Raw genomic sequence first — 25,882 nt, 5'->3', positions numbered from 1 at the left:
GTGGCACATGTGAAGCCGCTTGTCTCGCACCGCCGGTCGGCCGTCGAGATGGTGGTCCTCAAAGCGTTCCTGCTGATCCCGTTCGCCGCGCTGGTCGCGGCCGTGCCGCTGGCCTGGGGCTGGGGGCTGACCTGGCTCGACCTGACGCTGGCCGGCGTGTTCTACGTCGTCGGCACGCTCGGCGTGACCGTCGGCTACCACCGCTACCTCACCCACGGCGCCTTCAAGGCCAACCGTCCACTGCGGATCGCACTGGCCGTCGCCGGTGGCACCGCCGTGCAGGGCTCGGTGTTCTTCTGGGTGGCCAGCCACCGCAGGCACCACGCCTTCGCCGACCGCGAGGGCGATCCGCACTCGCCGTGGCTGTTCGGCACCGGCCCGGGAGCGCTGGCCCGCGGGTTCTGGCACTCCCACATGGGCTGGATGTTCGGCAGGGAGGTCACCAGCTACGAGCGCTTCGCCCCCGACCTGCTCGCCGACGCCGACCTGCGGGTGGTCAACCGGCTGTTCTGGCTGTGGACGACGCTCAGCCTGGCCGTTCCCGCCCTGCTCGGCGGCCTGCTCAGCTGGTCGGTCTGGGGCGCGGTGACCGCGTTCTTCTGGGCCGGGCTGGTGCGGATCGCGTTCCTGCACCACGTGACCTGGTCGGTCAACTCGATCTGTCACCTCATCGGCGACCGGCCGTTCACCAGCCGCGACCGCGCAGCCAACTTCTGGCCGCTCGCGCTGCTGTCCATGGGCGAGTCCTGGCACAACTCGCACCACTCCGACCCGACCTGCGCGCGGCACGGCGTGCTCCGGGGCCAGGTCGACGTGTCGGCCCGGCTCATCTGGATCTTCGAGAAGCTCGGCTGGGCCCGCGACGTCCGCTGGCCGAGGCCCGAACGGCTGGCCGCCCGCCTGAAGGTCTAGCGGCCGGCCATCCGGCGCCGGTGCGCGGCACCGATCGCGGTCGCGTTCACCAGCTCGGAGTCCCACTCGGACGGTTCCAGGTCCGCGACGGCGGCCACCAGCGCGTCGCCGGTCTCCGGGGCGGGGACGACGACGTCGCCGAGCGCGCCGTCGTGACCGACGAGCACCACCCGCGCGCCACCGCGGCCGATCCGCTCCACGACGGCCTTGGCCGGCGTGCCGTGCTGTTCGACGAACCGGCGAGCGGCGGCCAGCTGGCGGGCGGTCGGCGCCGGGGTGTCCTCTTTCTCAGCCACGCCCCGAGCATAGAGGTCCACTCCCCGGAACGCGGAACACCGTGGTGACGGCCATAGTTGTACCCGGCAACTGGCCAAGACGAAGGAGGAGCGGATGCCCACTGCGATTCGGGTCGCGCGCACGGGAGGGCCGGAGGTCCTGGAGGTCGCCGACGTGCCGGAGCGCTCGCCCGGGCCCGGTGAGCTGCTGGTGGACGTCGCCGCCGCGGGGGTCAACTACATCGACACCTACCACCGCGCCGGCATCTACCCGCTGGAGCTGCCGTTCACCCTCGGCCAGGAGGGCGCGGGCCGCGTCGCCGCGGTCGGCGAGGGCGTCACCGGCTTCGCCGAGGGCGACCGGGTGGCCTGGCAGGGCGTGCTCGGCGGCTACAGCCGGCAGGCGCTCGTCCCGGCGTCGTCCGCCGTGCGGGTGCCCGACTCGATCTCCGACGACGTCGCGGCGGCCACGCTGCTGCAGGGCATCACCGCGCACTACCTGGTCGCCTCCACCTACCCGGTGGTCAGCGGCGACACGATCCTCGTTCACGCGGCCGCCGGCGGCGTCGGGCTGCTGCTGACCCAGCTGGCCAAGGCCCGCGGCGCGCGGGTGATCGGCACGGTGTCGACCGAGGAGAAGGCCCGGGCGGCCCGCGAGGCCGGGGCGGACGAGGTGATCCGCTACGACCAGGTGGACTTCGCCGAGAAGACCAGGGAGCTGACCGGTGGTGAGGGCGTCGCCGCGGTGTACGACGGCGTCGGCAAGTCCACTGTGGACGGAAGCCTGGCCAGCCTGCGGACCCGGGGCATCCTGGTGCTGTTCGGTGCCGCGAGCGGCCCGGTGCCGCCGCTGGACCCGCAGCGGCTCAACTCGGGCGGCTCACTGTTCCTGACCCGGCCGACCGCGAAGGACTACACCCGTACCCGCGACGAGCTGGACTGGCGGGCCGGTGAGCTGTTCGACGCGGTGATCGCCGGGGACCTGACGATCACCATCGGCGGCCGCTACCCGCTGGCCGAGGCGCGCCGCGCCCACGAGGACCTGGAGGGCCGCCGCACCAGCGGGAAGCTGCTCCTGCTGCCCTGACAGCACGTGAAGGCCACCTTCACTACGTGAGACGTAGTGAAGGTGGCCTTCACGTGCTTGTGCCCGGGAGTGTCAGCCGACCTTGACGGCGTCCACGACGAACACCAGGGTCTCGTTCGGCTTCACCGGGGCCTTGCCCTGCGGGCCGTAGCCCTTGTCCGGCGGGATCACCAGGACACGCCGGCCACCCTGGTAGATGCCCTGCAGGCCCTCCTCCCAGCCCGGGATGACCCTGCCCTCGCCCAGCGTCAGCTCGAACGGCTGACCCCGGTCGTAGGAGTTGTCCACGATGTTCTTGTCCGACCAGGTCATCAGCAGGTAGTTCATCTGCAGCGGCATGCCGTTGGCCGCCGGACGGCCGGTGCCCGGCTCCAGGTCCTTGGTCAGCACCTTGGTGGGCGGCGCGCAGCCCTGGGGCAGGGTGATCTCGGGCTTCTCGCCCTTGTCACCCTTGACCTCGATCTGGTCGACGGTGCACTCCGGTCCCTCCGGCCGCGGGGCGGGCGGCGGCACCGGCGGCGGCGCGGCACCCGCCGGGGGCGGCGGGGTGTGTGCCGTCGACGGCTGCGCACCGGGTGGCAGCGGGGAATCCTCTTCCGACGGTGTGCAGGCCGCCAGCGTCAACGCGGCGGCCGCCACCGCGACCATGATCATGCCTGGTTTGCGCATGCCGTGGAGCCTAACCGGCACCACCGAACTCGTCGGCCCCGGTATGCACCACGCCCAGCCGCTGGGTCGCCCTGGTGAGCGCCACGTACAGGTCGTTGAGCCCCTGCGGCGACTCGGCGACGATCTCGTCCGGCGCCACGACCACCACGGCGTCGAACTCCAGGCCCTTGACCCGCTCCACGGTCGACACGGTCAGCCGCTCGTCCGGCGTCAGCGGCAGCTCGCCCAGCCGCCCCGCCGGGCTCAGCACGGCCACCGTCCCGCCGTCCACCTCGGCCAGCTCCCGGTCCACAATGGACCGAAGACCGGCCGCCGGGTCGGCTTCGGTGCGGTGCCACGGTTCGACACCGGTGCTGCGTACCGACACCGGCACCTCGGCATCCGAGTCGACCTTGTGCAGCACGCCGGCGGCGAAGTCCATGATCTCGGCGGGCGTGCGGTAGTTGACGGTCAGCTCGGCCACCCGGAAGCGGTCCTCGACGTAGGGCGAGAGCGCCTGCGACCACGACGTCGACCCGGCCGCGGAACCGGTCTGCGCGACGTCACCGACCAGCGTCATCGACCTGCTCGGGCAGCGGCGCATCAGCGTCCGCCAGTCCATCGCCGACAGCTCCTGCGCCTCGTCGACGATGACGTGCCCGAAGGTCCACTTGCGGTCCCGCACCGCGCGCTGGGCGACGGTCAGCTCGCTGCGCCGCTGCTGGCGCTCGGCGAACAGCTCGGCGTCCAGGATGTCGCCGACCCGCAGGATCTCCTCGTCGGCCAGCTCGTCGTCCTGGTCCATGATGTGCAGCACACCCTCGGCGTAGGCCCGCTGCTCGCGTTCCCGGCGGGCCCGCGTGGCCTGCTTCTGCCGGTCGTCCTCCCCCAGCAGCTCGGCCAGTTCGTCGAGCAGCGGCACGTCCGCCGGCGTCCACGCCCGGCCGCGCTCCCGCACCAGCGCGGCGCGTTCCTCGGCGGTCAGCCACCGCGCGGCGGCACTGTGCAGCCGTTCGGGCGAGGACAGCAGGTCGGCCAGGGCCCGCTGCGGGGTCAGCGCGGGCCACAGCGCGTCGATCGCCGCCCGGACGTTCGGGTCGGCGGCCAGCTCGGCGCGGATCTCCGCGACGTCGCCGGGGTCCAGCACCGGTGCGTCCGGGTCTTCGTCCCCGGAGACGGGGATGTCCGGCAGGCCGTCCAGCACGGACGACTCCAGCTTCAGCGCGGCCTGCTCGGCGAGGGCGTCCAGCAGCCCGTCGACGAACACCGGCCGGGCCAGGTTGTGCGGCCTGCGGGTGGCCCTGGCCCTGTCCCGGATCCGCGCGCACACCTCCGGGTCGAGGTCGAGCGTGTCGCGTTCCACCTCGACCTGGGTGCCGGGCTCGGGCAGCACCTGGCGGTCGGCCACGGCCTGGGTGAGCACGTCGACCATGGTGATCCGGCCCTTGACCTCGGCGGCGAGCCTGCTGTCGGCCGATGTGGGCTCCACGCCGGGGAACAGCCCGCCGACCGTGGTGAGCACCACACCGGTCTCGCCCAGCGACGGCAGCACCTGGCCGATGTAGCGCAGGAACGTGTCGTTCGGCCCGATCACCAGCACGCCCCGGCGGTCCAGCTGCTCGCGGTAGGTGTAGAGCAGGAACGCGGCACGGTGCAGCGCGACGGCGGTCTTGCCGGTGCCCGGCCCGCCCTGGACGACCAGGACGCCGTTGAGGCCGTCGCGGATGATGCGGTCCTGCTCGGCCTGGATGGTGGAGACGATGTCGCCCATCTCACCGGTGCGGCGCTTGGTGAGGGCGGCCATCAGCGCGGCCTCGCCGGCCAGGCCCAGTTCGCTGCGGCCGCGGTCCTCGGCCTCGGTGAGGTCGAGCACCTCGTCGTCGATGCCGACGACCTTGCGGGTCAGCGTCCGGATGTGCCGCCGCCTGCGCACGCCGTCCGGCGAGGCGGCGGTGGCGAGGTAGAACGGCCGGGACGCGGGTGCGCGCCAGTCCAGCAGCAGCGGGCGGTAGTCGTCGCCCTCGTCGAACAGGCCCAGCCTGCCGATGTAGGCGGGCCCGTCCCGGTCCGGGTCGAGGAAGTCGAGCCTGCCGAAGCACAGGCCCTGCTCGACGGCCCCCAGCTGGGCCAGCCGCTCGGAGTGCAGCCGGGCCGAGGCGTCCCGCTCGGTCCGGGCCTGCGGCAGACCGCCGCTCTGCCGCAGTGTGTCGGTGAGGCGCCGCTGCGCGACCTCACGTTCGGTGTCGAGTTTGTCGTACAGTGCGCAGACGTACTCCTGCTCGATGGCGATCTCGGTCTCTGTCTCGGTGTTTGCCCTGTTCGGGGACACGGACAAGAGCCACCCTCTTTCCCTCGGCTAGCGGTTCGGCGAGTTACCAACGCGCCGCCCGCCGGGAAGATTCCCCGTTCGGCGACTTTTCTTCACGAGGGTGAGTGCGGTATGCGCGAGCGGCTGTCGCTCAAGGCACGTGAAGGCCACCTTCACCACGTCACACGTCAGGGCCGCGGCAAAGTCAGGTGGCGGTCAGGCGAGGTGGCTGGTCTCGAGCGTGGAACTCGTGTACCGGAACGTAGAACTCGCGTGCCGGAACGCAGAACTCGCGTGCGTGAGCGCAGAACTCACGATGTGGACTCCGGTTCTCACCTCGTGCCGATCGCCGCGCGTGAACGGGCCGCTCGCGCGAGTCCTCCGTTCCCGACCCGCGAGTCGACCGTTGCGGACCCGCGAGTTGCACGTTCCCGTTCCCGCTCGCCTGGTCCCACTGTCCGACACGCCAGTTCCAGATCGCGAGACCAGCCCGTCACCGGCTGGCCGAACGGACCGCTCGCGCGACCGCGCCGGGCCGGAGCACGAGTTTCGCGTTCCTGAACACGTCATTCGCGTTCCCGAACACGACACTCATCATCCGGACCCCGCATCCCAGCCCGCGAGCGCCACCGGACCACCCGCCGCGAGTCTCGTGCCCAGGAACGCGAGTCTCGTCTTCAGGAACGCGAATGACGCGCTCCGGACCACCCGGCTTCGCCGGGACCCTGCCGCCCCACCTGATGAAGATGGCCTTCACGTGCTTTGGCCGTGGGCCGGGGACCGGTCAGAAGGGCAGGCCCAGTACCGGCAGGCCGATTGCGGCGTCGACGGCCAGGGCGCAGAACACGATCATCAGGTACGTGTTCGAGCGGTGGAACAGCGACATCGGCTTGGTCTTCTCCCCCGCCCGCACGGCGGAGTACAGCCGGTGCGCGTAGAACAGGAACCAGCCGCCCGCCAGCGCCGCGAAGCTCGCGTACAGCCAGCTCGTCGCCGGGACCAGCAGCAGCGTCCAGACGACCATCACCCACGAGTAGATGACGATCTGCTTGGCCACGTGCTGCGGCGTGGCGACCACGGGCAGCATCGGAACCCCGGCGCGCTCGTAGTCCTCGCGGTACTTCATGGCCAGCGCCCAGGTGTGCGGCGGGGTCCAGAAGAAGATCACACCGAACATGACGAACGCGGGCCACTCGACGGTGCCGGTCACCGCGGCCCAGCCGATCACCACCGGCATGCAGCCCGCGGCCCCGCCCCACACGACGTTCTGCGGCGTCCGGCGCTTGAGCACCAGCGTGTAGACGAAGATGTAGAACAGGATGGTCGCCACGGCGAGGATCGCGGCCAGCAGGTTGACCGTCGTCCACAGCACCGCGACCGACGCCACACCCAGCGCGACGCCGAAGATCAGCGCACCCAGCCGGGGCACCGAATCGCGCACCAGCGGGCGGCGCTTCGTGCGGTTCATCACCTTGTCGATGTCGGCGTCGATGACGCAGTTCAGCGCGTTGGCGCTGCCCGCGGCCATCGTGCCGCCGACCAGCGTGGCCAGCACCAGCAGCGGGGACGGGATCTCCCGGCCCGCGAGGAACATGGCCGGGATGGTGGTCACCAGCAGCAGCTCGATGACCCGCGGCTTGGCCAGCGCCGCGTAGGCGGCGATGACCTGACGCGGCGACCGTTTGCCGTCGCTCGGTCCCGCACCGGCCGGGGGCACGGCGCTGCGGCCGTGCGCAGCGTGCACCAACGACATCTGGCTCCCTGCGTCAGGTTCGGGGATGCGCGCACGAAGTCGATCTTCTGGTGGGCTCGGCGCGCCCTCTCCGACAGATCGTAGTTGTTGCCGTTTCGCCCCATCTCCGGGGGTCACCGGGTGTCGTCGCCGAACGGCCGGGTACCCGAAACGTTAGGCTGACCGCGCGTGCGCGTGCGCGCCCGTCCAAGCAGGAATATCGTCCCTTCCGGATCGATTGAGTACGACGGGGGGAGAACACGGGCGAAACGCAGCGCGTAGCAGTACCCGAGCACGTGGCAACCAGAAAGACGGGGAGTTCGAGTCCAGTGTCCCAAACCGCCTCCACCAGCGAGAACAACCCACTGATCCGGCGGAACTACCCCGCCGACTGGACTGACGTGGACACCCGGGCGGTGGACACCGTGCGAGTGCTCGCCGCGGACGCGGTGGAGAACTGTGGCAGCGGCCACCCCGGCACGGCCATGAGCCTGGCGCCGGTCGCCTACTCGCTGTACCAGCGGATCATGCGTCACGACCCCGCCGACCCGGAGTGGCCGGCGCGGGACCGGTTCATCCTGTCGGCCGGGCACTCCAGCCTGACCCTCTACATCCAGCTGTACCTGGCCGGCTACGGCCTGGAGATCGAGGACCTCGAGCAGCTGCGCAAGTGGGACTCCAGGACGCCGGGTCACCCGGAGTACCGGCACACGCCGGGCGTGGAGACCACCACCGGCCCGCTGGGCCAGGGCCTGGCCAACGCGGTCGGCATGGCCATGGCGGCCCGCCGCGAGCGCGGCCTGCTCGACCCGGACCCGGCCCCCGGCGAGAGCCTGTTCGACCACCACGTCTACGTGATCGCCTCCGACGGTGACATCGAGGAGGGCGTCACCTCCGAGGCGTCGTCCATCGCAGGCAGGCAGGAACTGGGCAACCTGGTGGTGATCTACGACGACAACAAGATCTCCATCGAGGACGACACCACGATCGCGCTGTCCGAGGACACCGCCAAGCGGTACGAGGCCTACGGCTGGCACGTGCAGGTCGTCGACGGCGGCGAGGACGTCGTCGCGTTCGAGGAGGCCATCGCCGCGGCCAAGGCGGAGACCACCCGGCCCTCGTTCATCCTGCTCCGCACGGTGATCGGCTTCCCGGCGCCGAACAAGATGAACACCGGCAAGGCACACGGTGCCGCGCTGGGCGCCGACGAGGTGGCCGCGGTCAAGGAGATCCTCGGCTTCGACCCGCAGCGCAACTTCCAGGTCGACGACGAGGTCATCGCCCACACCCGCAAGGCGCTGGAGCGCGGCAAGACCGCCAGGGCACAGTGGCAGGAGCGCTTCGACGCGTGGGCCGCGGCCAACCCGGAGCGCAAGGCGCTGGCCGACCGGCTGGCCGCCCGCTCGCTGCCCGAGGGCTGGGCCGACAACCTGCCGTCCTGGGAGCCCGACCCCAAGGGTGTGGCCACCCGCAAGGCGTCCGGCGCGGTGCTCAACGCGCTGGCCGACGTGCTGCCGGAGCTGTGGGGCGGTTCGGCCGACCTGGCCGAGAGCAACAACACCACGATGGAGGGCGCCGACTCGTTCGGCCCGGAGAAGGCCTCCACCGGCATGTGGAAGGCCAACCCCTACGGCCGCACGCTGCACTTCGGCGTCCGCGAGCACGCGATGGGGTCGATCCTCAACGGCATCGCGCTGCACGGTGGCACCCGCCCCTACGGCGCGACGTTCCTGATCTTCTCCGACTACATGCGCCCGCCGGTCCGGCTGGCCGCGCTGATGAAGGCGCCGGTCATCTACGTCTGGACGCACGACTCGATCGGCCTCGGCGAGGACGGCCCGACGCACCAGCCGATCGAGCAGCTCGCCGCGCTGCGGGCCATCCCCGGCCTCAACGTGGTGCGCCCGGCCGACGCCAACGAGACGGCCGCGGCGTGGAAGGCGGTGCTGGAGGACGTCCACCACCCGTCGGGCATCGCGCTGACCCGGCAGAACGTGCCGGTGCTGGAGGGCACCAACGCCGAGGGCGTCGCCAAGGGCGGCTACGTGCTGGCCGAGGCGTCCAACGGCAGCCCGGAGGTGGTGCTCATCGCCACCGGCTCCGAGGTGCAGCTCGCGGTGGAGGCCAGGAACAGGCTGGAGGAGCAGGGCGTTCCTGCCAGTGTGGTCTCCATGCCCTGCGTCGAGTGGTTCGACCAGCAGGAACAGAGCTACCGCGACGCGGTGATCCCGCCGACCGTCAAGGCCAGGGTCGCCGTGGAGGCGGGGGTGGCCCAGCCGTGGCACCGGTTCGTCGGCGACGCCGGCGAGATCGTGTCGATCGAGCACTTCGGTGCCTCGGCCGACTACGCCACGCTGTTCCGCGAGTTCGGCTTCACCGCCGACGCGGTGGTCGACGCGGCGCGGCGCTCGCTGGCCAAGACGCAGGACTCCTGACTACGTAACCGAATCTAAGGGGATGACGAGGTCATGAACAGCACAGACCGGTTGGCACAACTGTCCGCCGCCGGCGTGTCCATCTGGCTGGACGACCTGTCCAGGGAGCGCCTGGAGTCGGGCAACCTGGCCGAGCTGATCCGCGACCGGCACGTGGTCGGCGTGACCACCAACCCGACGATCTTCGCCAACGCGCTGTCCAAGGGCGAGTCCTACGACCCGCAGCTGCGTGAGCTGGTGGCCCGCGGTGCCGACACCGACGCGGCGGTCCGCGAGTTCACCACCACCGACGTCCGCAACGCGGCCGACCTGTTCCGCGACGTCTACACCGCCACGAACGGGGTCGACGGCCGGGTGTCGATCGAGGTGGACCCGCGGCTGGCCCGCGACACCGACAAGACGGTGGCCGAGGCCAAGGACCTGTGGAAGACCGTCGACCGGCCCAACCTGCTGGTGAAGATCCCGGCCACCGAGGAGGGTCTGCCCGCCATCACCCGCACGCTGGCCGAGGGCATCAGCGTCAACGTCACGCTGATCTTCTCCGTGGAGCGCTACCGCGCGGTGATCGACGCGTTCTTCGCCGGGCTGGAGCAGGCCAAGGCCAACGGCCACGACCTGCGCGGCATCCACTCGGTCGCCTCGTTCTTCGTGTCCAGGGTGGACGCCGAGGTGGACAAGCGGCTGGCGGCGATCGGCACCGACGAGGCCACCGCGCTGCGCGGTGAGGCCGCGATCGCCAACGCCCGCCTGGCCTACTCGGCGTTCGAGGAGCTGTTCTCCTCCGAGCGCTGGCAGGCGCTGGTCAAGGAGGGCGCCAACCCGCAGCGTCCACTGTGGGCGTCCACCGGGGTCAAGGATCCGTCCTATTCGGACACCCGGTACGTCGACCAGCTCGTCGTGTCCGGTGTGGTCAACACGATGCCGGAGAAGACCATCGATGCGGTCGCCGACCACGCCGAGATCACCGGCGACACGGTGACCGGCACCGGCGAGCAGGCCAAGGCGGTGTTCGACAAGCTGTCCGCGGCGGGCGTCGACATCACCGACGTCTTCCTCACGCTGGAGAACGAGGGCGTGGAGAAGTTCGAGAAGTCGTGGACCGAGCTGCTCGACACGGTCACCGGCCAGCTGGAGAAGGCGAAGGGCGGCGCGGCGGAGTGACCGAGCACGTACAGCAGGGGGATGTCGGCTCCACCACCGTCACGATCGTCGATCCGGCACTGGCCGCCAGGGCCGAGTCCGCGGCGGCGGCGCTGGCCGCGGGCCAGGTCGCCTCGAAACTGACCGCGCAGGACGCCACGCTGTGGGGTCCCGCGGCCGAGCCCGAGGCGTCGATCCGGCTGTCCTGGACGACACTGCACCGCAGCTCGCGGCCGCTGATCGGCGAGATCGAGACGCTGCGGGCCGAGCTGCGCTCCGAGGGCGTCGAGCGGGTGGTGCTCGCCGGCATGGGCGGCTCGTCGCTGGCCCCCGAGGTGATCACCGGGACCGAGGGCGTCGCGCTCACGGTGCTGGACACCACCGACCCCGGCCAGGTCGCCGACGCGCTCGCCGGTGACCTCGACCGGACGGTGCTGGTGGTGTCGTCGAAGTCCGGCGGCACGGTGGAGACCGACAGCCACCGGCGGATCTTCGCCGAGGCGTTCCGCGAGGCCGGGATCGACGCCGCGAGCCGGATCGTCGTCGTCACCGACCCCGGCTCTCCGCTGGCCGAACTGGCGGAGAAGGAGGGTTACCGCAGGACCTTCCTCGCCGACCCGAACGTCGGCGGCCGCTATTCGGCGCTGACGGCGTTCGGCCTGGTGCCCGCCGGGCTGGCCGGTGCCGACGTCGCGCGCCTGCTCGACCAGGCCGCCGGCGTCGCCGACGCGCTGGCCGCCGACTCGCCGGACAACCCGGCGATCCGGCTGGCCGCCGCGCTCGGCGCGGCCCACGAGGACGGCGCGGAGAAGGTGGTGCTGGCCGACACCGGGTCGGGCATCACCGGCTTCGGCGACTGGGCCGAGCAGCTGATCGCCGAGTCGACCGGCAAGGAGGGCACCGGCCTGCTGCCGGTGGCCGTCGAGGGTCCGCAGGCGCCCGGGTTCGCCGACCACGGCGCCGACGCGACAGCCGTCGCCGTCGGCCCGGCCGCCGACGGCGCGCAGATCTCGGTCACCGGCCCGCTGGGCGCCCAGTTCCTGCTCTGGGAGTACGCCACGGCGCTGGCCGGCAGGCTGCTCGGGATCAACCCGTTCGACCAGCCCGACGTCGAGGCCGCCAAGAAGGCCGCGCGGTCGCTGCTCGACCGGCCCGAGGGCGGGCAGGCGCAGGAGCCGGCGTTCACCGACGGCGCCGTCCAGGGTTTCGGCGTCACCGCCGCGAACCTCACCGAGGCACTGACCGGGTTTGCCGGGCAGGCCACCGGGTCGGGCGGTTACCTGGCCGTGCAGGCCTACCTGGACCGGCTCGACGACGCCTCGGCGTCGCTGCTGCGGGGTGAGCTGGCCAAGCGCACCGGGCTGCAGACGACGTTCGGCTGGGGGCCGCGGTTCCTGCACTCGACCGGGCAGTACCACAAGGGCGGGCACCAGAACGGGTTCTTCCTGCAGATCACCGGCGACGCCGAGGAGGACCTGGCGGTGCCGGACCGGCCGTACACGCTGGGCACCCTGCAGCTGGCCCAGGCACTGGGCGACGGCCAGGTGCTGGCCGAGCACGGGCGGCCGGTGCTGCGGCTGCACTTCACCGACCGGGCCGCGGGGCTCGCGCAGCTCGTCGCGGCCGTACAGGAGGCGATCCGGTGAGCCGGTGGACCAACCCGCTGCGTGACCCGAGGGACAAGCGGCTCCCCCGCATCGCCGGGCCGTCCGGCCTGGTGATCTTCGGTGTCACCGGCGACCTGTCCCGCAAGAAGCTGATGCCGGCGATCTACGACCTCGCGCACCGGGGGCTGCTGCCCGCCGGGTTCTCGCTGGTCGGGTTCGCCCGGCGGGACTGGGCCGACCAGGACTTCGGCGAGCTGGTGCACGACTCGGTCGCCGAGCACGCCCGCACCCCTTTTCGTGAGTCGGTGTGGAACCGGCTCGCCGAGGGCATCCGGTTCGTGCAGGGCTCGTTCGACGACGACGACGCGTTCGACCGGCTCGCGCAGACCGTGCGCGATCTCGACGCCGAGCGCGGCACCGGCGGGAACACGGCGTTCTACCTGTCGATCCCGCCGGGTGCGTTCCCGGTGGTGACCAAGCAGCTGGCCCGCTCCGGCCTGGCGCAGTCGGACGGCGAGACCTGGCGCCGCGTCGTCATCGAGAAGCCGTTCGGCCACGACCTGCGCAGCGCACAGGAACTCAACGGCATCGTCAACGACGTCTTCCCCGAGGAGTCGGTGTTCCGCATCGACCACTACCTCGGCAAGGAGACGGTGCAGAACATCCTGGCGCTGCGGTTCGCCAACCAGCTGTTCGAGCCGATCTGGAACGCCAACTACGTCGACCACGTGCAGATCACCATGGCCGAGGACATCGGCCTCGGCGGCCGCGCGGGGTACTACGACGGCATCGGCGCCGCACGCGACGTCATCCAGAACCACCTGCTGCAGCTGCTGGCGTTCACCGCCATGGAGGAACCGGTCTCGTTCGAGCCGAGGGCGCTGCGGGCGGAGAAGGTCAAGGTGCTGGGCGCGACCCGCGCGGTGACGCCGTTCGCCGAGACCACCGCGCGCGGGCAGTACGCCGGTGGCTGGCAGGGCGGCAAGAAGGTGCCCGGCCTGCTGCAGGAAGGCGGGTTCGCCAAGGACTCCACCACGGAGACCTACGCCGCGGTGACGCTGGAGGTGCAGACCCGCCGCTGGGCCGGGGTGCCGTTCTACCTGCGCACCGGCAAGCGGCTGGGCCGCAGGGTCACCGAGGTGGCCGTCGTGTTCAAGCGGGCGCCGCACCTGCCGTTCGACTCGACGTCGACCGAGGAGCTGGGGCAGAACGCGCTGGTGATCCGGGTGCAGCCGGACGAGGGCGTGACCATGCGGTTCGGGTCGAAGGTGCCGGGGACCACGATGGAGGTCCGCGACGTCACCATGGACTTCGGCTACGGGCACGCGTTCACCGAGTCCTCCCCCGAGGCCTACGAGCGGCTGATCCTGGACGTGCTGCTGGGCGAGCCCTCCCTGTTCCCGGTGAACGAGGAGGTCGAGCTGTCCTGGAAGATCCTGGACCCGGTGCTGGACTACTGGGCCAAACATGGAGAACCCGAGTCGTACCCGCCCGGATCCTGGGGGCCGCCGTCGGCCGAGGAACTCCTGGCACGCAGCGGCAGGCACTGGAGGCGCCCGTGATCATCGACCTTCCGTCCACCACCACGTCGCAGCTGAACAAGAAGCTGGTCGAGCTGCGCGAGCGGGGCGGTGCCGTCGCGCTGGGCCGGGTGCTGACGCTGGTCATCGTCGCCGACGACGACGAGCGGCTGGAGGAGGCCATCGACGCGGCCAACGAGGCCAGCCGCGAGCACCCGTCGCGGGTGATCGTGGTGGCCAAGGGCGCCCGCACGGCGGCGCCGCGCATCGACGGCCAGATCCGGGTCGGCGGGGACGCCGGTGCCAGCGAGGTGATCGTGCTGCGGCTGTACGGGCCGCTGGCCAGTCAGGGGCAGAGCGCCGTCATCCCGCTGCTGCTGCCGGACGCGCCGATCGTCACCTGGTGGCCGGGCACCGGGCCGAAGGACCCGGCGCGCGACCCGCTGGGCGAGCTGGCGCAGCGGCGGATCACCGACTCGGCCGCCGAGCGCAACCCGATCCGCGCGCTGAACACGCGGGCCAAGGCGTACACCGACGGCGACACCGACCTGGCGTGGACACGGCTGACCCGCTGGCGTGCGCAGCTGGTGTCGGCGCTGGATCTGCCGCCGTACGAGAAGATCACCGGCGCGACGGTCACCGGCGAGGCCGACTCGCCGTCCACCGAGCTGCTGGCCGGCTGGCTGGCCTATTACCTGAAGGTGCCGGTCAAGCGGGTCAAGACGACCAGCGCGCAGGGCATCGTCTCGGTGACGCTGGACCGCCGGTCCGGGCCGATCGAGCTGCACCGGCCGGACGGGCGGGTGGGCACGCTGACCCAGCCGGGCCAGCCGACCCGGCGGATCTCGTTGCAGCGCCGGGACAACAAGGACTGCCTGATCGAGGAGCTGCGGCGGCTCGACCCGGACGAGATCTACGAGGCGGCGCTGCAGGGTCTCGGCAAGTTCGCGGCCGGGGCCACGGCGAAGAAGAAGGCGCCGGCGGCCAAGAAGAAGGCCGCCGCAAAGGCGGGCTCGTGAGCGCGCCGGAGGTCGTCGTCCACGCCGGCCCGGAGCTGCTGGCGGCGGCCGTCGCCGCGCGGCTGGTGACCCGGCTGGTCGACGTCCAGGCCGCGAAGGGCTCGGCGTCGCTGGTGCTGACCGGCGGCGGAACCGGTATCGCCATCCTGAAGCAGCTGCGGGACTCCCCCGCTCGGGACGCGATCGACTGGTCGCGGCTGGACCTGTACTGGGGTGACGAGCGGTTCGTCCCGGCCGACGACGACGAGCGCAACGAGAAGCAGGCCCGCGAGGCGCTGCTGGACCACGTGCCGGTCGACCCGGCGCGGGTGCACGCCATGGCGGCCTCCGACGGCCCGTTCGGCGACGACCCGGACGCGGCGGCCGCCGACTACGCCAGGGTCCTGGCGCAGCGGGCACAGCCGGAGGACCACGGCAACGTGCCGACGTTCGACGTGACGCTGCTCGGCCTGGGCGGTGAGGGGCACACGGCGTCGGTGTTCCCGGAGTCGCCCGCGGTCTACGAGACCGAGCGGCCGGTGGTGCCGGTGCGCAACTGCCCGAAGCCGCCGCCCACCCGGGTGTCGCTGACGCTGCCCGCGATCCGGCGGTCGGCGGAGGTCTGGCTGGTCACCACCGGCGAGGCGAAGGCGGACGCCGTGGCGCTGGCCCTGGCCGGCGCCGGTGAGGTGCAGATCCCGGTGGCCGGCGCGCGCGGGCGGCGGCGCACCCTGTGGCTGCTGGACCGGGCCGCGGCGGGCAAGCTGTCGAAGGTCTACCAGCCGCCGGTCGGCTGAGGCCCCCAAGCACGTGAAGGCCACCTTCAGCACGTCTCATCTCAGGGTCCCGGCAAAGTCGGGTGGTCCGGAGCGCGCCATTCGCGTTCCGGAAGACGAGACTCGCGTTCCTGAACACGAGACTCGCGGAGAGTGGCCCGTTGGCGCGGGTGCGCCGTTCACGAGCTGGGACGCCGGGTCCGGATGGTGAGTGTCGTGTTCAGGAACGCGAAACTCGTGCTCCGGCCTGGCGCGGTCGCGCGAACGGTCCGTTCGGCCAGCCGATGACGGACTGGTCTCGCGATCTGGGACGGGTGTGCCGGACAGTGGGACCAGGAGGGCAGGAACGTGCAACTTGCGGGTCCGGAACGGTCGACTCGCGGGTCGGGAACGGAGGACTCGCGCGAACGGGCCGTTCACACGGGCAACCAGCACCACGTGAGAACCCGATCCACATGGTGAGTTCTGCGCTCACGCACGCGAGTTCTACGTTCAGGAACGCGAGTTCTGCGTTCCGGTACACGAGTTCCACGCTCGAGACCAGCCACCTCGCCCTGGCCGCCACCGGACTTTGCCGGGGCCCTGACGTCTCATGTGGTGAAGGTGGCCTTCACGAGCTTTTACGTGACCCGGTGCCGCCGCCGACCCCGATCGGCACACAGCACCGGGTCACCCCCAGTGCGCATTGCCGGGGCGGACAGATTGCCCTTTTACCGAAACCGGCCCGGCGATACGACGCCATCCGGGTGCGGCGGCGGCAATTCCCGCACGCATTCCACGCACCCTTTTCCCGCGCATTCACGCTCTCGTTACGTCACTCAAACTAGCGATCCGAGCTTGCAGGAAGCTTGCAGAGAACCGATCCAGTGTCCGGCAACCGGCCGTGCGCGTCCGCTTGACGGTCAACCAGTCCACTGTCCGATAATCGGACACCTGTACGGCTGAACGGCGGGAAAGTTACCGCCGGACCCTACCGACGCGTTAGCATCCGCACATTTGTTCGTTGTTGCGCGTCCCGATCGGGGTGCGCGCACCTCTCACCAGTAAGTCCACAAGACGCGGGGAGGTCCGAACAGTGACCACAGAGGGACTCTCTATACCCGGGATCACGGGCGGCGGGAACAACGTGATCAGCCGGTCGCGCGAGATAACCGTGCCCACCGTCCACTGGCAGCGGTGGCTGCGCAAGCCGGCAGTGCCCGCATTCGCCCTCGACATCGCCTTCGTCGCGCTCGCGGCACTCGACGTCTGGCTCAACTTCGCCCACGACGCCCCCGCCTACAGCGGCTGGCTGTCGGCCTTCTCCTGCGCGGCGCTGCTGTTCCGCCGCAGGCTGCCGTTCCTGGTCGTCGTGGCGACCTTCCCCGGGTTCCTGACCGGGTGGGCCCAGATCGCCGCGATGGTCGCGCTGGGCACGCTGGCACACCAGCGCGGCCTGCGCTGGCAGACGGTCGTCGGGTTCGGGCTGGTCTGGTGCAGCCGGTTCGTCCAGTGGCCGCTGCCCGAGTTCGTCGCCCAGACCTGGCAGGAGCACGTCCTGGCCGGCATCTACGGCGTCGTGGTCGCCGGCATGCCGGTGGCGCTGGGCCTGCTGTTCCGCGCGCGGGCCGAGCTGTCCGAACGGCTGGCCGAACTCGCCGAGAGCCGGGACCGTGAACGCCAGCTGCACGCCCAGGCCATCCGGGCGGAGGAACGCGCGCGCCTGGCCAGGGAGATGCACGACGTCGTGTCCCACGACATCACGCTGATCGCCATGCAGGCGGGCGTGCTGTCGATGTCGTCGGCGGGCGGAGAGGCCCAGCAGGCCGCCCAGACCATCCGCGAGCTGAGCACCCGCACCCTGGAGGAGCTGCGGTCGCTGGTGGGCGTGCTGCGGTCCGGCGTCGACGACGAGAGCACGCAGCCCGGAATCGACCAGCTGCACCAGCTGATCCGGACCTCCGACGTGCCCGTCCAGCTCACCATGGAGCGGCTGCCCGAGCAGCTGCCGTTCCCGGTGTCCAACGCCGCCTACCGCACCGTCCAGGAGTGCCTGACCAACGTCTACAAGCACGCCCCCGGCGCCAAGGCGACGGTCTGGGTAGGCGGCGAGGAGAACGCGCTGGGCGTCGAGGTTCACAACGACCAGCCGTGCGAGCCGACGACCGGCCTGCCCTCGGGCGGGCACGGTCTCACCGGACTGGCCGAGCGGGCCAAGCTGCTCGGCGGCACGTTCGAGACCGAGCCCACCCCCGAGGGGGGCTTCCGGGTCCGCGCCCGGTACCCCCTCTCCGGGGTCGGCTAGTGTCCTGCACCGGAGGTCCGGTGCGTAAGTCGGCGAGTCCAGGTTTCCGCTGGCAAGGCGCCGGTTCGCCCTCGTACTGGACCGTACTCGGGCGGACCGGCAACGCCGCCAGCGGGAAGCTGGGCCGGCGAATTATTCAGCGGATTTCCGGTGCCGGACACTAGCGCACCTGCTCGTCGCGGGGACGGTTGTCGTAGAAGCCGTCCCCGCCCGGGCGGCCGTTGCGGTTGTAGCCGTCGTACTGGTCGTACTTCGCGCCCGCGTTGCCCTCGGCGATGTCCTCGGCGTCGTTCTGCTCGTAGGCCTGCGGTTCGTAGGCGATGCCCCGCGCCGCGATGCCCGGGACGTTCGGCAGGACGCCCTTGTTGACCAGACCGAACGTCTCGCCGAAGTCACGCAGCCCGCCCTGGGGCAGCGGCCCGTTGCGGATCGCGTCGCCCGCCCGCTTGCCGTACTCGCCCGCGTTGTCGATGAGGCCGCGTCCCTTGGCGGCGATGTCGCCGCTGCGCGAACCGGTGCGGGCCGCGAAGTTGCCGACGTCGTCGGCCATCCCGCTGACCTTGTCCGCGCCGCGGCCGACGGCCTTGCCGACGTCGTCGACCTTCGACGCGGCCGCGGCCACGTTGTCCCCCGCCGACGCGATCCTGGTGCCCATGTTGGGCGCGACCTTGCCGACCGCTCCGCCGGCCTTGCCCAGCTTGCTGCCGACCTTGGCGCCCACCGCGGCGATGTCGTCGAGAACCTTGGCCAGGTGCGCGCCTGCCTTGCCGAGCTTGGCCAGCAGCTTGCTGATCTTGGCGCTGATCTCGGCGATCTTCATGCCGATCCGGCCGACGGCGTAGGTGATGTAGCCCGCGACGGTCGCGCCGAAGGAGATCACCGAGGTCGCCAGGGCCGCCAGCGCGCCCTTGATCAGCTCGGCGACGACGGCGGCGATGATGTCCCGGATCAGCGCCCGGCAGGTGGCGACCATCGTGCCCGCGGTGGCGACCACGGCCGCCGCGCTGCCCGCGCTGACGGCCAGTGCCTCGACGCCGGCCGCGCAGTCCTTGACGTTGCGGTCGTAGGCGTCGCGGCCGTCGCCGCACCAGCTCGGCAGGTCCTTCTCGGCCATACCGGGGATTTCCCTGGCCAGCGCCTCGAGGTCGCGCTGCACCTCGGTCCAGGTGTCCGCACCGGCCTGGATGGCCGCCGGGTCGCCGGCGAGCTTGTCGAGAAGGTTGGTCAGCGGGTCGAAGTGCTCGATGAGCCAGCCGACACCCGCCGACAGGGCCGCACCGACCGGGTCCACCGCCACCGCGAGGCCGTCCAGTGCCAGAACCCCCGCGCTGGCGGCGAACTCGCCCCAGTCCTCGTCCTGGATGGCCGCGGCGGTAGCGCGGGCCGTGTCGACCACGCCCGCACCGGCTGTCGCCGTCCTGGCTTCCGCGCTGTCCAGATCCGTCATGGTCACTCCCCTCCCTTGAACGGCTGAGCGAGCGCGTCGTCGGAGGTCTGGTAGAGCTGCCCCGCCTGGCGTACGCAGCCGGCCAGGTCCCGGATGTCGCCCGCGAAGTCGTTCATCTCCCGGACGGCCTCCTGCGAGACCCGCTGCGCGTCACCGGCGAAGAGCTGGCCGACGATGCCGAAGGTGTCGATGCCGAACGTGAACCCGCCGCCCTTCTCGGCGGCGCCGCGGATCCGCTCGGCGATCCCGTCGACCGTGCCGCCGTGCTGCGCCAGTTCCCCCGGCCGGACGGTGTAACCCTTTCCCGGTGCCATGAGTCCGTCTCCCCTCAGTACACGCGCCGCATGAACGTCTGCGGCGGCTCGTCGTCGTCCCCGCCGGCACGTCGCTCGGGTGCCGGGGCCGCCGGGGCCTCCTCCGGCTCCTCGGACGGCAGCTGACTGCGCAGGAAGTCCATGCCGGACTCGCCCGCGACCGGCGCCACCACGGCCATCGCGCGGCGGGCAGCGGCGGCCTGGGCCCGCGCGGCCAGCCGGAGGATCTCGGCGGACAGCTCGGCGCTCTGCCTGCTCATGGCGCGCTGGTCGATCTCCAGCCCGGACAACGCCCCGCCGGCGCCGACGCTGACCCGCACGGCCCCGTCGTCGGACTGCGCTGTCTCGGTCAGCCCGCCGAGTTCCTCCTGAAGTCGCTGGGACTGCTCGACCATCTGCTTGCCCTGCCGTTTGATGTCGGCGAGCCACTGCGGTTCCGGCTGCTCCGTCATGCCCAGTTCCGTCCTAGTCGGGGATCTCGGGACTCCGACGTGCCAGGTGTCACATCGGTTCCCGCTCACCGCGGACGGCGTGCGCGCCACACCAGGCGGATGCCCGCGACCAGCAGCGCGACCGGCAGCCCGGTGGACGTCCACGGCAGGCCGCCCAGTACCACCCACAGCAGGGCGGCGACGGCCACGGCGAGCAGCGTCCAGCCGGCCACGGGCCTGGCCTTCCGCCCGGCGGCGGGTTTGCGGGACCGGACGAGCCCGGCGACGAGCACCAGGTGCCCGGCGACGATCGTGACCCCGGTCAGGGCGGGCTGGTGCGGTACCGCGGCTCCCAGCGCGCCGGTGACGATCAGCCAGTAACCGGTCAGCACGGCGACGGCGGGTCCCGCTCGCGGTGGTCGTCCCCGCCACCAGTACGGCCACAGCAGCGCCACCCCGGCCACCGAGGTGAGCAGCGACCAGCCCAGTGCGGTGTACCGGTGCGGCAGGTCGAGCGCGACCGCGGTGGGCACCCTGGCGCTGCCGTGCTCGACGGCCCGGACGGAACGGCCGCTGTCGCCGGCGGTGAGGTCGGCCGATTCCAGCCTGTGCGTGGTGATCTCGCCGTCCGGCCAGGTGACCCGGGCCTGGCAGGCGACGACCCAGCCGAACAGGTCACCGGACGCGCAGCCGGTCAGCTCGGCCGTGCCTGTCCGGCCGGTCTTGCCGCCGATCAGCGGGGTGGCCGTCAGGAAGACGACGAGCGCGAACACCACCAGGGCGGCCCGGACGGCGCCCTGGACGAGCAGCTGGACGACCACCAGCGCCCGCTCACCGGGGCTCAGAACAGACCAGCGCCGGTGCCCGCGACTGGTCCGTTCGCCGGCACCGGCGCCGGCCGGTGGACTCACCGTGAGTTCAGCTGGTTCAGATCTCGCGGCGCTTGCGCAGGCGCTCCAGCGCCTCGCTGAGGATGGCCTCGCCGTCGGCGTCGCTGCGCCGCTCCTTCACGTAGGCCAGGTGGGTCTTGTACGGCTCCGTACGCGGGGCCGCGGGCGGGTTCTGCTCGTCCTGCCCGCCGGGCAGCCCGCACCGGGGGCAGTCCCACTCCTCCGGAATCTCCGCGTCCAACGCGAACGAGGGCTGGGCCTCGTGCCCGTTGGCGCACCAGTACGACACCCGGCGACGCGGAGCGGCCTCCCCGCGCTCCGACTCGCCCATCGGGCCGGCACCGACTCTGGTGCCCCGAATAGCGTTACCGCCAACCATGAATTGTCACACCCCGGTGTTGATGAGTAACGGCTGGTCAGAGCTTCATGATCAAACCGAGACCGATGATGCTGATCAGCCAGATGGCCCCGAAGAACAGCGTGAACCGATCCAGGTTCTTCTCCGCGACACTCGACCCCGCCAGGCTGGACTGCATGCCGCCGCCGAACAGCGACGACAACCCGCCTCCGCGGCCACGGTGCAGCAGCACCGCGACGATCAGCAGCACGCTGGAGACGATCAACAAAATTTGCAGCGCCAGCTTCATGTCACCCTCAGTGTGTCGTGGAAACCCGTATCCCGCGTCCCGGTTCGCCCAAGGTTACCGGGTGATCACCCGGTTCAGGGCAGCGGCCCGCCGGCGGCCAGCGCGCACAGCTTCGTGAACTCGTCGCCGTCCAGGCTCGCGCCCCCGACGAGCGCACCGTCCACGTTGTCGCACTTGACCAGGTCGGAGATGTTACCCGACTTGACCGAACCGCCGTAGAGAACCCGCACGTCACCCGCGACGTCCGCGCCGTACTTCCCGGCCAGGGTGTCCCGGATCGCGGCGCAGACCTCCTCGGCGTCGGCCGGGGTCGCCACCTTGCCGGTGCCGATGGCCCACACCGGCTCGTAGGCCACGACCACACCGCGTACCTGCTCGGCCTTCAGCCCGTCCAGCCCGGCCACCAGCTGCGCGGTGGTGTGCTCGATGTGGGTTCCGGCCTCGCGGACGTCCAGCTTCTCGCCGACGCACAGGATCGGGGTCAGGCCGTGCTTGACCGCGGCCCGGACCTTGGAGTTGACCAGCGCGTCGTCCTCGGCGTGGTACTCGCGGCGCTCGGAGTGGCCGACGACGACGTAGCTGCAGCCCAGCTTCGCCAGCATCGGGCCGGACACGTCACCGGTGTAGGCGCCGGAGTCGTGCGGCGAGACGTCCTGCGCGCCGTAGCTGAGCAGGAGCTTGTCGCCGTCGACCAGGGTCTGCACGCTGCGGATGTCGGTGAACGGCGGGATCACCGCGACGTCGACCTTCGCGTAGTACTTCTCCGGCAGCGCGAAGGCGATCTTCTGCACCAGCGCGATCGCCTCGAGGTGGTTGCAGTTCATCTTCCAGTTGCCGGCGATGAACGTCTTGCGTGCCACTACTTTCCCTCTTCCAGAACGGAGACGCCGGGCAGCTGCTTGCCCTCCAGGTACTCCAGCGACGCGCCGCCGCCGGTCGAGATGTGCGAGAAGCCGTCCTCGGGCAGGCCCAGCTGCCGCACGGCCGCGGCGGAGTCGCCGCCGCCGACGACGCTGAACCCGTCGCCCCGCGCGATGGCCTCGGCCACCGCCCTGGTCCCGCCGGCGAACGCGTCGAACTCGAACACGCCCATCGGGCCGTTCCAGAAGATCGTCGCGGCGTCGGCCAGCTTGCCGGCGAACAGCTCGCGGGTCTTCGGGCCGATGTCCAGGCCCTGCCGGTCGGCCGGGATCGCCGTGGCGTCGACGGCCTCGTGCTCGGCGTCGGCGGCGAACTCGGTGGCGGCCAGCACGTCGACCGGCAGCACCAGCTCGACGCCGCGCTTGTCGGCCTCGGCCAGGAAGCCGCTGACCTGCTCCAGCTGGTCGGCCTGCAGCAGCGACTTGCCGACCTCGTGGCCCTGGGCCTTGAGGAAGGTGTAGGCCATGCCGCCGCCGATGAGCAGCCGGTCGACCTTGGTCAGCAGGTTGGCGATGACGCCCAGCTTGTCGGAGACCTTGGCCCCGCCGAGCACGACCACGTAGGGCCGGGCGGGCTCCTCGGTCAGCGTGCGCAGCACCTCCAGCTCGGCCAGCACCAGGCCGCCGGTGTAGGCGGGCAGCACGCGGGCGACGTCGAACACCGACGCCTGCTTGCGGTGCACCACGCCGAACCCGTCGGAGACGAACGCGCCCGCGTCGCCTGCCAGCGCGGCCAGCTCGCCGGCCAGCTCGGCCCGCTCCTTCTCGTCCTTGCTGGTCTCGCGGGCGTCGAAGCGCACGTTCTCCAGCAGTGCCACCTGGCCGTCGCCGAGCGCGTCGACCACGGACCGGGCGCCGGGACCGACCAGGTCGGCCGCCAGCGGGACCGCGGTGCCGAGCAGCTCACCGAGCCGCGCGGCGACCGGCGCCAGCGAGAACTTCGGGTCCGGCTCGCCCTTGGGCCTGCCCAGGTGGGCGGTGACGATGACCTTCGCACCCGCGCCGGCGAGCTTGCGCAGCGTGGGCAGCGCGGCGCGGACGCGGCCGTCGTCGGTGATGGTCTCGCCGTCGAGGGGGACGTTCAGGTCGGCGCGCACAAGGACGCGCCGACCCGAGACACCCTCGGCGATCAGGTCGTCGAGAGTCCGCACCATGATCAGGACAGCTTGCCGCCGACGAGCTTGACCAGGTCGGCGAGGCGGTTGGAGTAGCCCCACTCGTTGTCGTACCAGCCGACGACCTTGACCTGGTTGCCGATGACCTTGGTCAGCGGTGCGTCGTAGATGCACGACGCCGGGTCGGTGACGATGTCGGCGGACACGATCGGCTCGTCGCTGTAGCGCAGGATGCCGTTGAGCGGGCCGTCGGCGGCGGCGCGGTAGGCGGCGTTGATCTCGTCCAGCGTCGCGGCCTTGGACAGCGTGACGGTCAGGTCGGTGGTCGAGCCGGTCGGCACCGGAACCCGCAGCGCGTAGCCGTCCAGCTTGCCGTTGAGCTCGGGCAGCACCAGGCCGATCGCCTTGGCGGCGCCGGTCGAGGTGGGGACGATGTTCAGCGCGGCGGCGCGGGCGCGGCGCATGTCCTTGTGCGGCGCGTCCTGCAGGTTCTGGTCCTGCGTGTAGGCGTGGATGGTGGTCATCAGGCCCTGCTCGATGCCCCAGTTCTCGTGCAGCACCTTCGCCAGCGGGCCGAGGCAGTTGGTGGTGCAGGAGGCGTTGGAGATGATCGTCTGCGACCCGTCGTACTTGTCGTCGTTGACGCCCAGCACCACGGTCAGGTCCTCGCCCTTGGCCGGGGCGGAGATGATGACCTTCTTGGCGCCACCGGCCACGTGGGCCTTCGCGGCGTCGGCGTTGGTGAAGAAGCCGGTGGACTCCACGACGACGTCCACGCCCAGGTCGCCCCACGGCAGGTTGGCCGGGTCCTTCTCGGCGAGGGCCTTGATGGTCTTGCCGCCCACGACGATGCCCTCGTCGCTGACGCTGACCTCCTCCGGGAAGCGTCCGAGGATGCTGTCGTACTTGAGCAGGTGGGCCATGGTGCTGACGTCGCCGAGGTCGTTGAACGCGACAACCTCGATGTCGTGACCGCCGGCCTGCACGGCCCGGAAGAAGTTGCGGCCGATCCGACCGAAGCCGTTCACACCTACGCGAACCGTCACTGCTGCCACTCCTCTGCGGCTCGACCCGGCTGCACCGGGGAACTTGCGGGTGACCCAACCCTAGCGTTGGGCGGACTGGGCCTTTCCGTTGCCCCGAGGAGACTTCCATCACCCCAGGTCCCGGGTCAAGAATCGATCAAGACGCCCAGTGTTTTCAGGGGTTTCCCGAGAGTTCCTTCTCCAGCGGGGTGCGAAAGCGCGGGGTCACCCTGACCTCGCCGAGCCAGGCGGTCAGCCGCGCGGCCTCGGCCTCGACCGCTCGGGTGACCTCGGCGCCGACGTCGGACAGGATTCTCGTCACGACTTCGCCGTCGGCACGCTGGGCCCAGCCGCCGACGACCCGGCCGTCGGCCCACACCGTCGGCCCGGCGTTGCCGCTGCGGTCGAACAGTGCGGCCTGGTGGCCGTCGAGGAACCAGTCGCGCCGCTGCCAGCCCATCGGCGTCGGGTCCAGGGCGGGCAGCAGCGCCACCCACGGCTCGGGCTCCGGGACGGGTTCGGTGTCGCCGGCGAGCAGCACGCCGGGCTCGCCGTCGAGGTCGGCCTCGGCCAGGTCCAGAGCGGCCAGCGCCTGCTTGGTCTGGGCGGCCGTCCAGCCGGTCCACCAGCGCAGGTCGGACACCGGCGCGGGTCCGAACGAGGTCAGCCAGTGCCGGGCCAGCTCGGTCCGCGCGGTGACGGGGTCCAGTTCGGGCAGCCCGCCGGGCAGCCAGGTGTCCAGGGTGGCCCAGTGGTACTGGCTGGACAGCCACGAGCCGCGCGGCCGTCCGCGCACGATCCGGCCGCGCAGGCCGAGCAGGTAGAGCACGCGGCTGGTGACGTTGCCGATGGCCTCGTAGGGCTTGCCCTTCGCCATGATCAGCTGCTGGCGCAGCCGCGGAACCTCGGCGGACAGCTCCGCGCCGGTCGCCTGGCCCCTGGCCCGCAGCGCGCGGAGGGTGGCCTCCTCGGTCTCGGCCAGCCACTCCGCGGCGCCGGGCACGTTGTCCGGGTGGCCCTGGCTGGACAGGTGACTGATGAGCAGCGTGCGCTGCTTGCGTTCGACGTCGAGAGCGGCACCGGCCTGGGCCCGCGCGGCGACGGCGACCGGCAGGACGAACATGGTGCGCCGCATGCACAGCATCCGCAGCAGCGTGCGGTCGTCGTAGAGCGCCCGCTCCACCTCGGCCACGCTCGGTTCCCGCAGGCGCGCGGCCGTCGAGAGGTACACCGTGGCCGGGTCGGTGGCGTGCAGGGCGACCAGCGCGCCGGCCACCTCCTCCGGTGTGCCCGCCCGGGTGGCCAGCCGGTGCCGTACCCCCAGCCGCGCCCGCCGCTGCGCCACCGTCACCCGCACTGCCATGGCCCGGT

Annotated in this window: 23 protein-coding genes; 9 read left to right on the top strand and 14 right to left on the bottom strand. The window is 71.5% G+C overall.

Annotation, left to right across the window (positions count from 1 at the left end; genetic code table 11):
- Positions 1 to 48 precede the first annotated feature (48 nt).
- Positions 49 to 912 (top strand): acyl-CoA desaturase, encoded by an 864-nt coding sequence (locus EWH70_RS00950; protein WP_130473666.1) that lies wholly within the window; start codon positions 49 to 51, stop codon positions 910 to 912.
- Here the strand turns inward: EWH70_RS00950 and EWH70_RS00945 are convergent.
- A complete protein-coding gene (locus EWH70_RS00945; protein ID WP_130473266.1) occupies positions 909 to 1,208 on the bottom strand; it encodes a hypothetical protein in 300 nt (99 codons plus the stop codon). The two genes, EWH70_RS00950 and EWH70_RS00945, sit on opposite strands and share 4 nt — an antisense overlap.
- Before the next feature lie 94 nt (positions 1,209 to 1,302).
- Between EWH70_RS00945 and EWH70_RS00940 the strand changes: the two genes are divergently transcribed.
- Complete coding sequence (locus tag EWH70_RS00940; protein WP_130473265.1) at positions 1,303 to 2,274, top strand: quinone oxidoreductase family protein; 972 nt, start codon at positions 1,303 to 1,305, stop codon at positions 2,272 to 2,274.
- A gap of 72 nt (positions 2,275 to 2,346) precedes the next feature.
- On the opposite strand, the gene EWH70_RS00935 is transcribed toward EWH70_RS00940, so the two are convergent.
- The 3 genes from EWH70_RS00935 to EWH70_RS00925 all read right to left on the bottom strand — a co-directional run bounded on the left by EWH70_RS00935 (position 2,347) and on the right by EWH70_RS00925 (position 6,983).
- A complete protein-coding gene (locus EWH70_RS00935) occupies positions 2,347 to 2,943 on the bottom strand; it encodes an FKBP-type peptidyl-prolyl cis-trans isomerase (protein ID WP_130473264.1) in 597 nt (198 codons plus the stop codon).
- Positions 2,944 to 2,953: 10 nt separating this feature from the next.
- Positions 2,954 to 5,257 (bottom strand): ATP-binding domain-containing protein, encoded by a 2,304-nt coding sequence (locus EWH70_RS00930; RefSeq protein WP_130473263.1) that lies wholly within the window; start codon positions 5,255 to 5,257, stop codon positions 2,954 to 2,956.
- A 757-nt stretch (positions 5,258 to 6,014) separates the two neighbouring features.
- Positions 6,015 to 6,983 (bottom strand): heme o synthase, encoded by a 969-nt coding sequence (locus EWH70_RS00925; protein WP_130473262.1) that lies wholly within the window; start codon positions 6,981 to 6,983, stop codon positions 6,015 to 6,017.
- Between the two features lie 308 nt (positions 6,984 to 7,291).
- Between EWH70_RS00925 and tkt the strand changes: the two genes are divergently transcribed.
- The 7 genes from tkt to EWH70_RS00890 all read left to right on the top strand — a co-directional run bounded on the left by tkt (position 7,292) and on the right by EWH70_RS00890 (position 17,722).
- A complete protein-coding gene (gene tkt, locus EWH70_RS00920) occupies positions 7,292 to 9,397 on the top strand; it encodes a transketolase (protein WP_130473261.1) in 2,106 nt (701 codons plus the stop codon).
- A 33-nt stretch (positions 9,398 to 9,430) separates the two neighbouring features.
- Entirely contained in the window at positions 9,431 to 10,558 is a 1,128-nt protein-coding gene (tal, locus tag EWH70_RS00915) for a transaldolase (RefSeq protein ID WP_130473260.1), read from the top strand.
- Positions 10,555 to 12,183, top strand: coding sequence for a glucose-6-phosphate isomerase (locus tag EWH70_RS00910; protein ID WP_130473259.1), 1,629 nt, complete (start codon positions 10,555 to 10,557; stop codon positions 12,181 to 12,183). The genes tal and EWH70_RS00910 overlap by 4 nt, the downstream gene beginning before the upstream one ends.
- Complete coding sequence (gene zwf / locus EWH70_RS00905; protein WP_130473258.1) at positions 12,180 to 13,706, top strand: glucose-6-phosphate dehydrogenase; 1,527 nt, start codon at positions 12,180 to 12,182, stop codon at positions 13,704 to 13,706. The genes EWH70_RS00910 and zwf overlap by 4 nt, the downstream gene beginning before the upstream one ends.
- Positions 13,703 to 14,683: a glucose-6-phosphate dehydrogenase assembly protein OpcA gene (opcA, locus tag EWH70_RS00900; protein ID WP_130473257.1), complete on the top strand. Its 981-nt coding sequence runs from the start codon at positions 13,703 to 13,705 to the stop codon at positions 14,681 to 14,683. Before zwf ends, opcA begins: the two co-directional genes overlap by 4 nt.
- Positions 14,680 to 15,459 carry a 6-phosphogluconolactonase gene (gene pgl / locus EWH70_RS00895; RefSeq protein WP_130473256.1) on the top strand — a complete coding sequence of 260 codons (780 nt, stop codon included), beginning with the start codon at positions 14,680 to 14,682 and terminating at the stop codon, positions 15,457 to 15,459. Before opcA ends, pgl begins: the two co-directional genes overlap by 4 nt.
- Positions 15,460 to 16,513: 1,054 nt before the next feature.
- On the top strand, positions 16,514 to 17,722 hold the full coding sequence (locus tag EWH70_RS00890) for a sensor histidine kinase (RefSeq protein WP_130473255.1): 1,209 nt from the start codon (positions 16,514 to 16,516) through the stop codon (positions 17,720 to 17,722).
- 160 nt (positions 17,723 to 17,882) lie between these two features.
- Here the strand turns inward: EWH70_RS00890 and EWH70_RS35350 are convergent, their stop codons facing one another.
- The 10 genes from EWH70_RS35350 to EWH70_RS00845 all read right to left on the bottom strand — a co-directional run bounded on the left by EWH70_RS35350 (position 17,883) and on the right by EWH70_RS00845 (position 25,874).
- Positions 17,883 to 19,169 carry a hypothetical protein gene (locus EWH70_RS35350; protein ID WP_165436104.1) on the bottom strand — a complete coding sequence of 429 codons (1,287 nt, stop codon included), beginning with the start codon at positions 19,167 to 19,169 and terminating at the stop codon, positions 17,883 to 17,885.
- Between the two features lie 2 nt (positions 19,170 to 19,171).
- Positions 19,172 to 19,483: a type VII secretion target gene (locus tag EWH70_RS00885; protein ID WP_130473254.1), complete on the bottom strand. Its 312-nt coding sequence runs from the start codon at positions 19,481 to 19,483 to the stop codon at positions 19,172 to 19,174.
- 14 nt (positions 19,484 to 19,497) lie between these two features.
- Positions 19,498 to 19,935 (bottom strand): YbaB/EbfC family nucleoid-associated protein, encoded by a 438-nt coding sequence (locus EWH70_RS00880; RefSeq protein ID WP_130473253.1) that lies wholly within the window; start codon positions 19,933 to 19,935, stop codon positions 19,498 to 19,500.
- A gap of 65 nt (positions 19,936 to 20,000) precedes the next feature.
- Entirely contained in the window at positions 20,001 to 20,825 is an 825-nt protein-coding gene (locus tag EWH70_RS00875) for a DUF6346 domain-containing protein (protein WP_130473252.1), read from the bottom strand.
- A 16-nt stretch (positions 20,826 to 20,841) separates the two neighbouring features.
- Positions 20,842 to 21,183 carry an RNA polymerase-binding protein RbpA gene (locus EWH70_RS00870; RefSeq protein WP_130473251.1) on the bottom strand — a complete coding sequence of 114 codons (342 nt, stop codon included), beginning with the start codon at positions 21,181 to 21,183 and terminating at the stop codon, positions 20,842 to 20,844.
- 37 nt (positions 21,184 to 21,220) lie between these two features.
- A complete protein-coding gene (gene secG / locus EWH70_RS00865) occupies positions 21,221 to 21,451 on the bottom strand; it encodes a preprotein translocase subunit SecG (protein WP_130473250.1) in 231 nt (76 codons plus the stop codon).
- Between the two features lie 74 nt (positions 21,452 to 21,525).
- The gene (tpiA, locus tag EWH70_RS00860) at positions 21,526 to 22,311 is read right to left on the bottom strand and encodes a triose-phosphate isomerase (protein WP_130473249.1); all 786 of its coding nucleotides are present in this window, start codon (positions 22,309 to 22,311) and stop codon (positions 21,526 to 21,528) included.
- On the bottom strand, positions 22,311 to 23,522 hold the full coding sequence (locus tag EWH70_RS00855; RefSeq protein ID WP_276320528.1) for a phosphoglycerate kinase: 1,212 nt from the start codon (positions 23,520 to 23,522) through the stop codon (positions 22,311 to 22,313). The genes tpiA and EWH70_RS00855 overlap by 1 nt, the downstream gene beginning before the upstream one ends.
- A gap of 5 nt (positions 23,523 to 23,527) precedes the next feature.
- Entirely contained in the window at positions 23,528 to 24,532 is a 1,005-nt protein-coding gene (gene gap, locus EWH70_RS00850; protein WP_130473248.1) for a type I glyceraldehyde-3-phosphate dehydrogenase, read from the bottom strand.
- Between the two features lie 154 nt (positions 24,533 to 24,686).
- Entirely contained in the window at positions 24,687 to 25,874 is a 1,188-nt protein-coding gene (locus EWH70_RS00845; RefSeq protein ID WP_130473247.1) for a winged helix DNA-binding domain-containing protein, read from the bottom strand.
- Positions 25,875 to 25,882: the final 8 nt, after the last annotated feature.

Origin of the sequence: Amycolatopsis suaedae (assembly GCF_004214935.1) — a bacterium.
GTDB classification, from domain to species: Bacteria; Actinomycetota; Actinomycetes; order Mycobacteriales; family Pseudonocardiaceae; genus Amycolatopsis; species Amycolatopsis suaedae.
The sequence above is the reverse complement of the archived record's forward strand: the minus strand, read 5'-3'. Positions and strand labels throughout refer to the sequence as shown.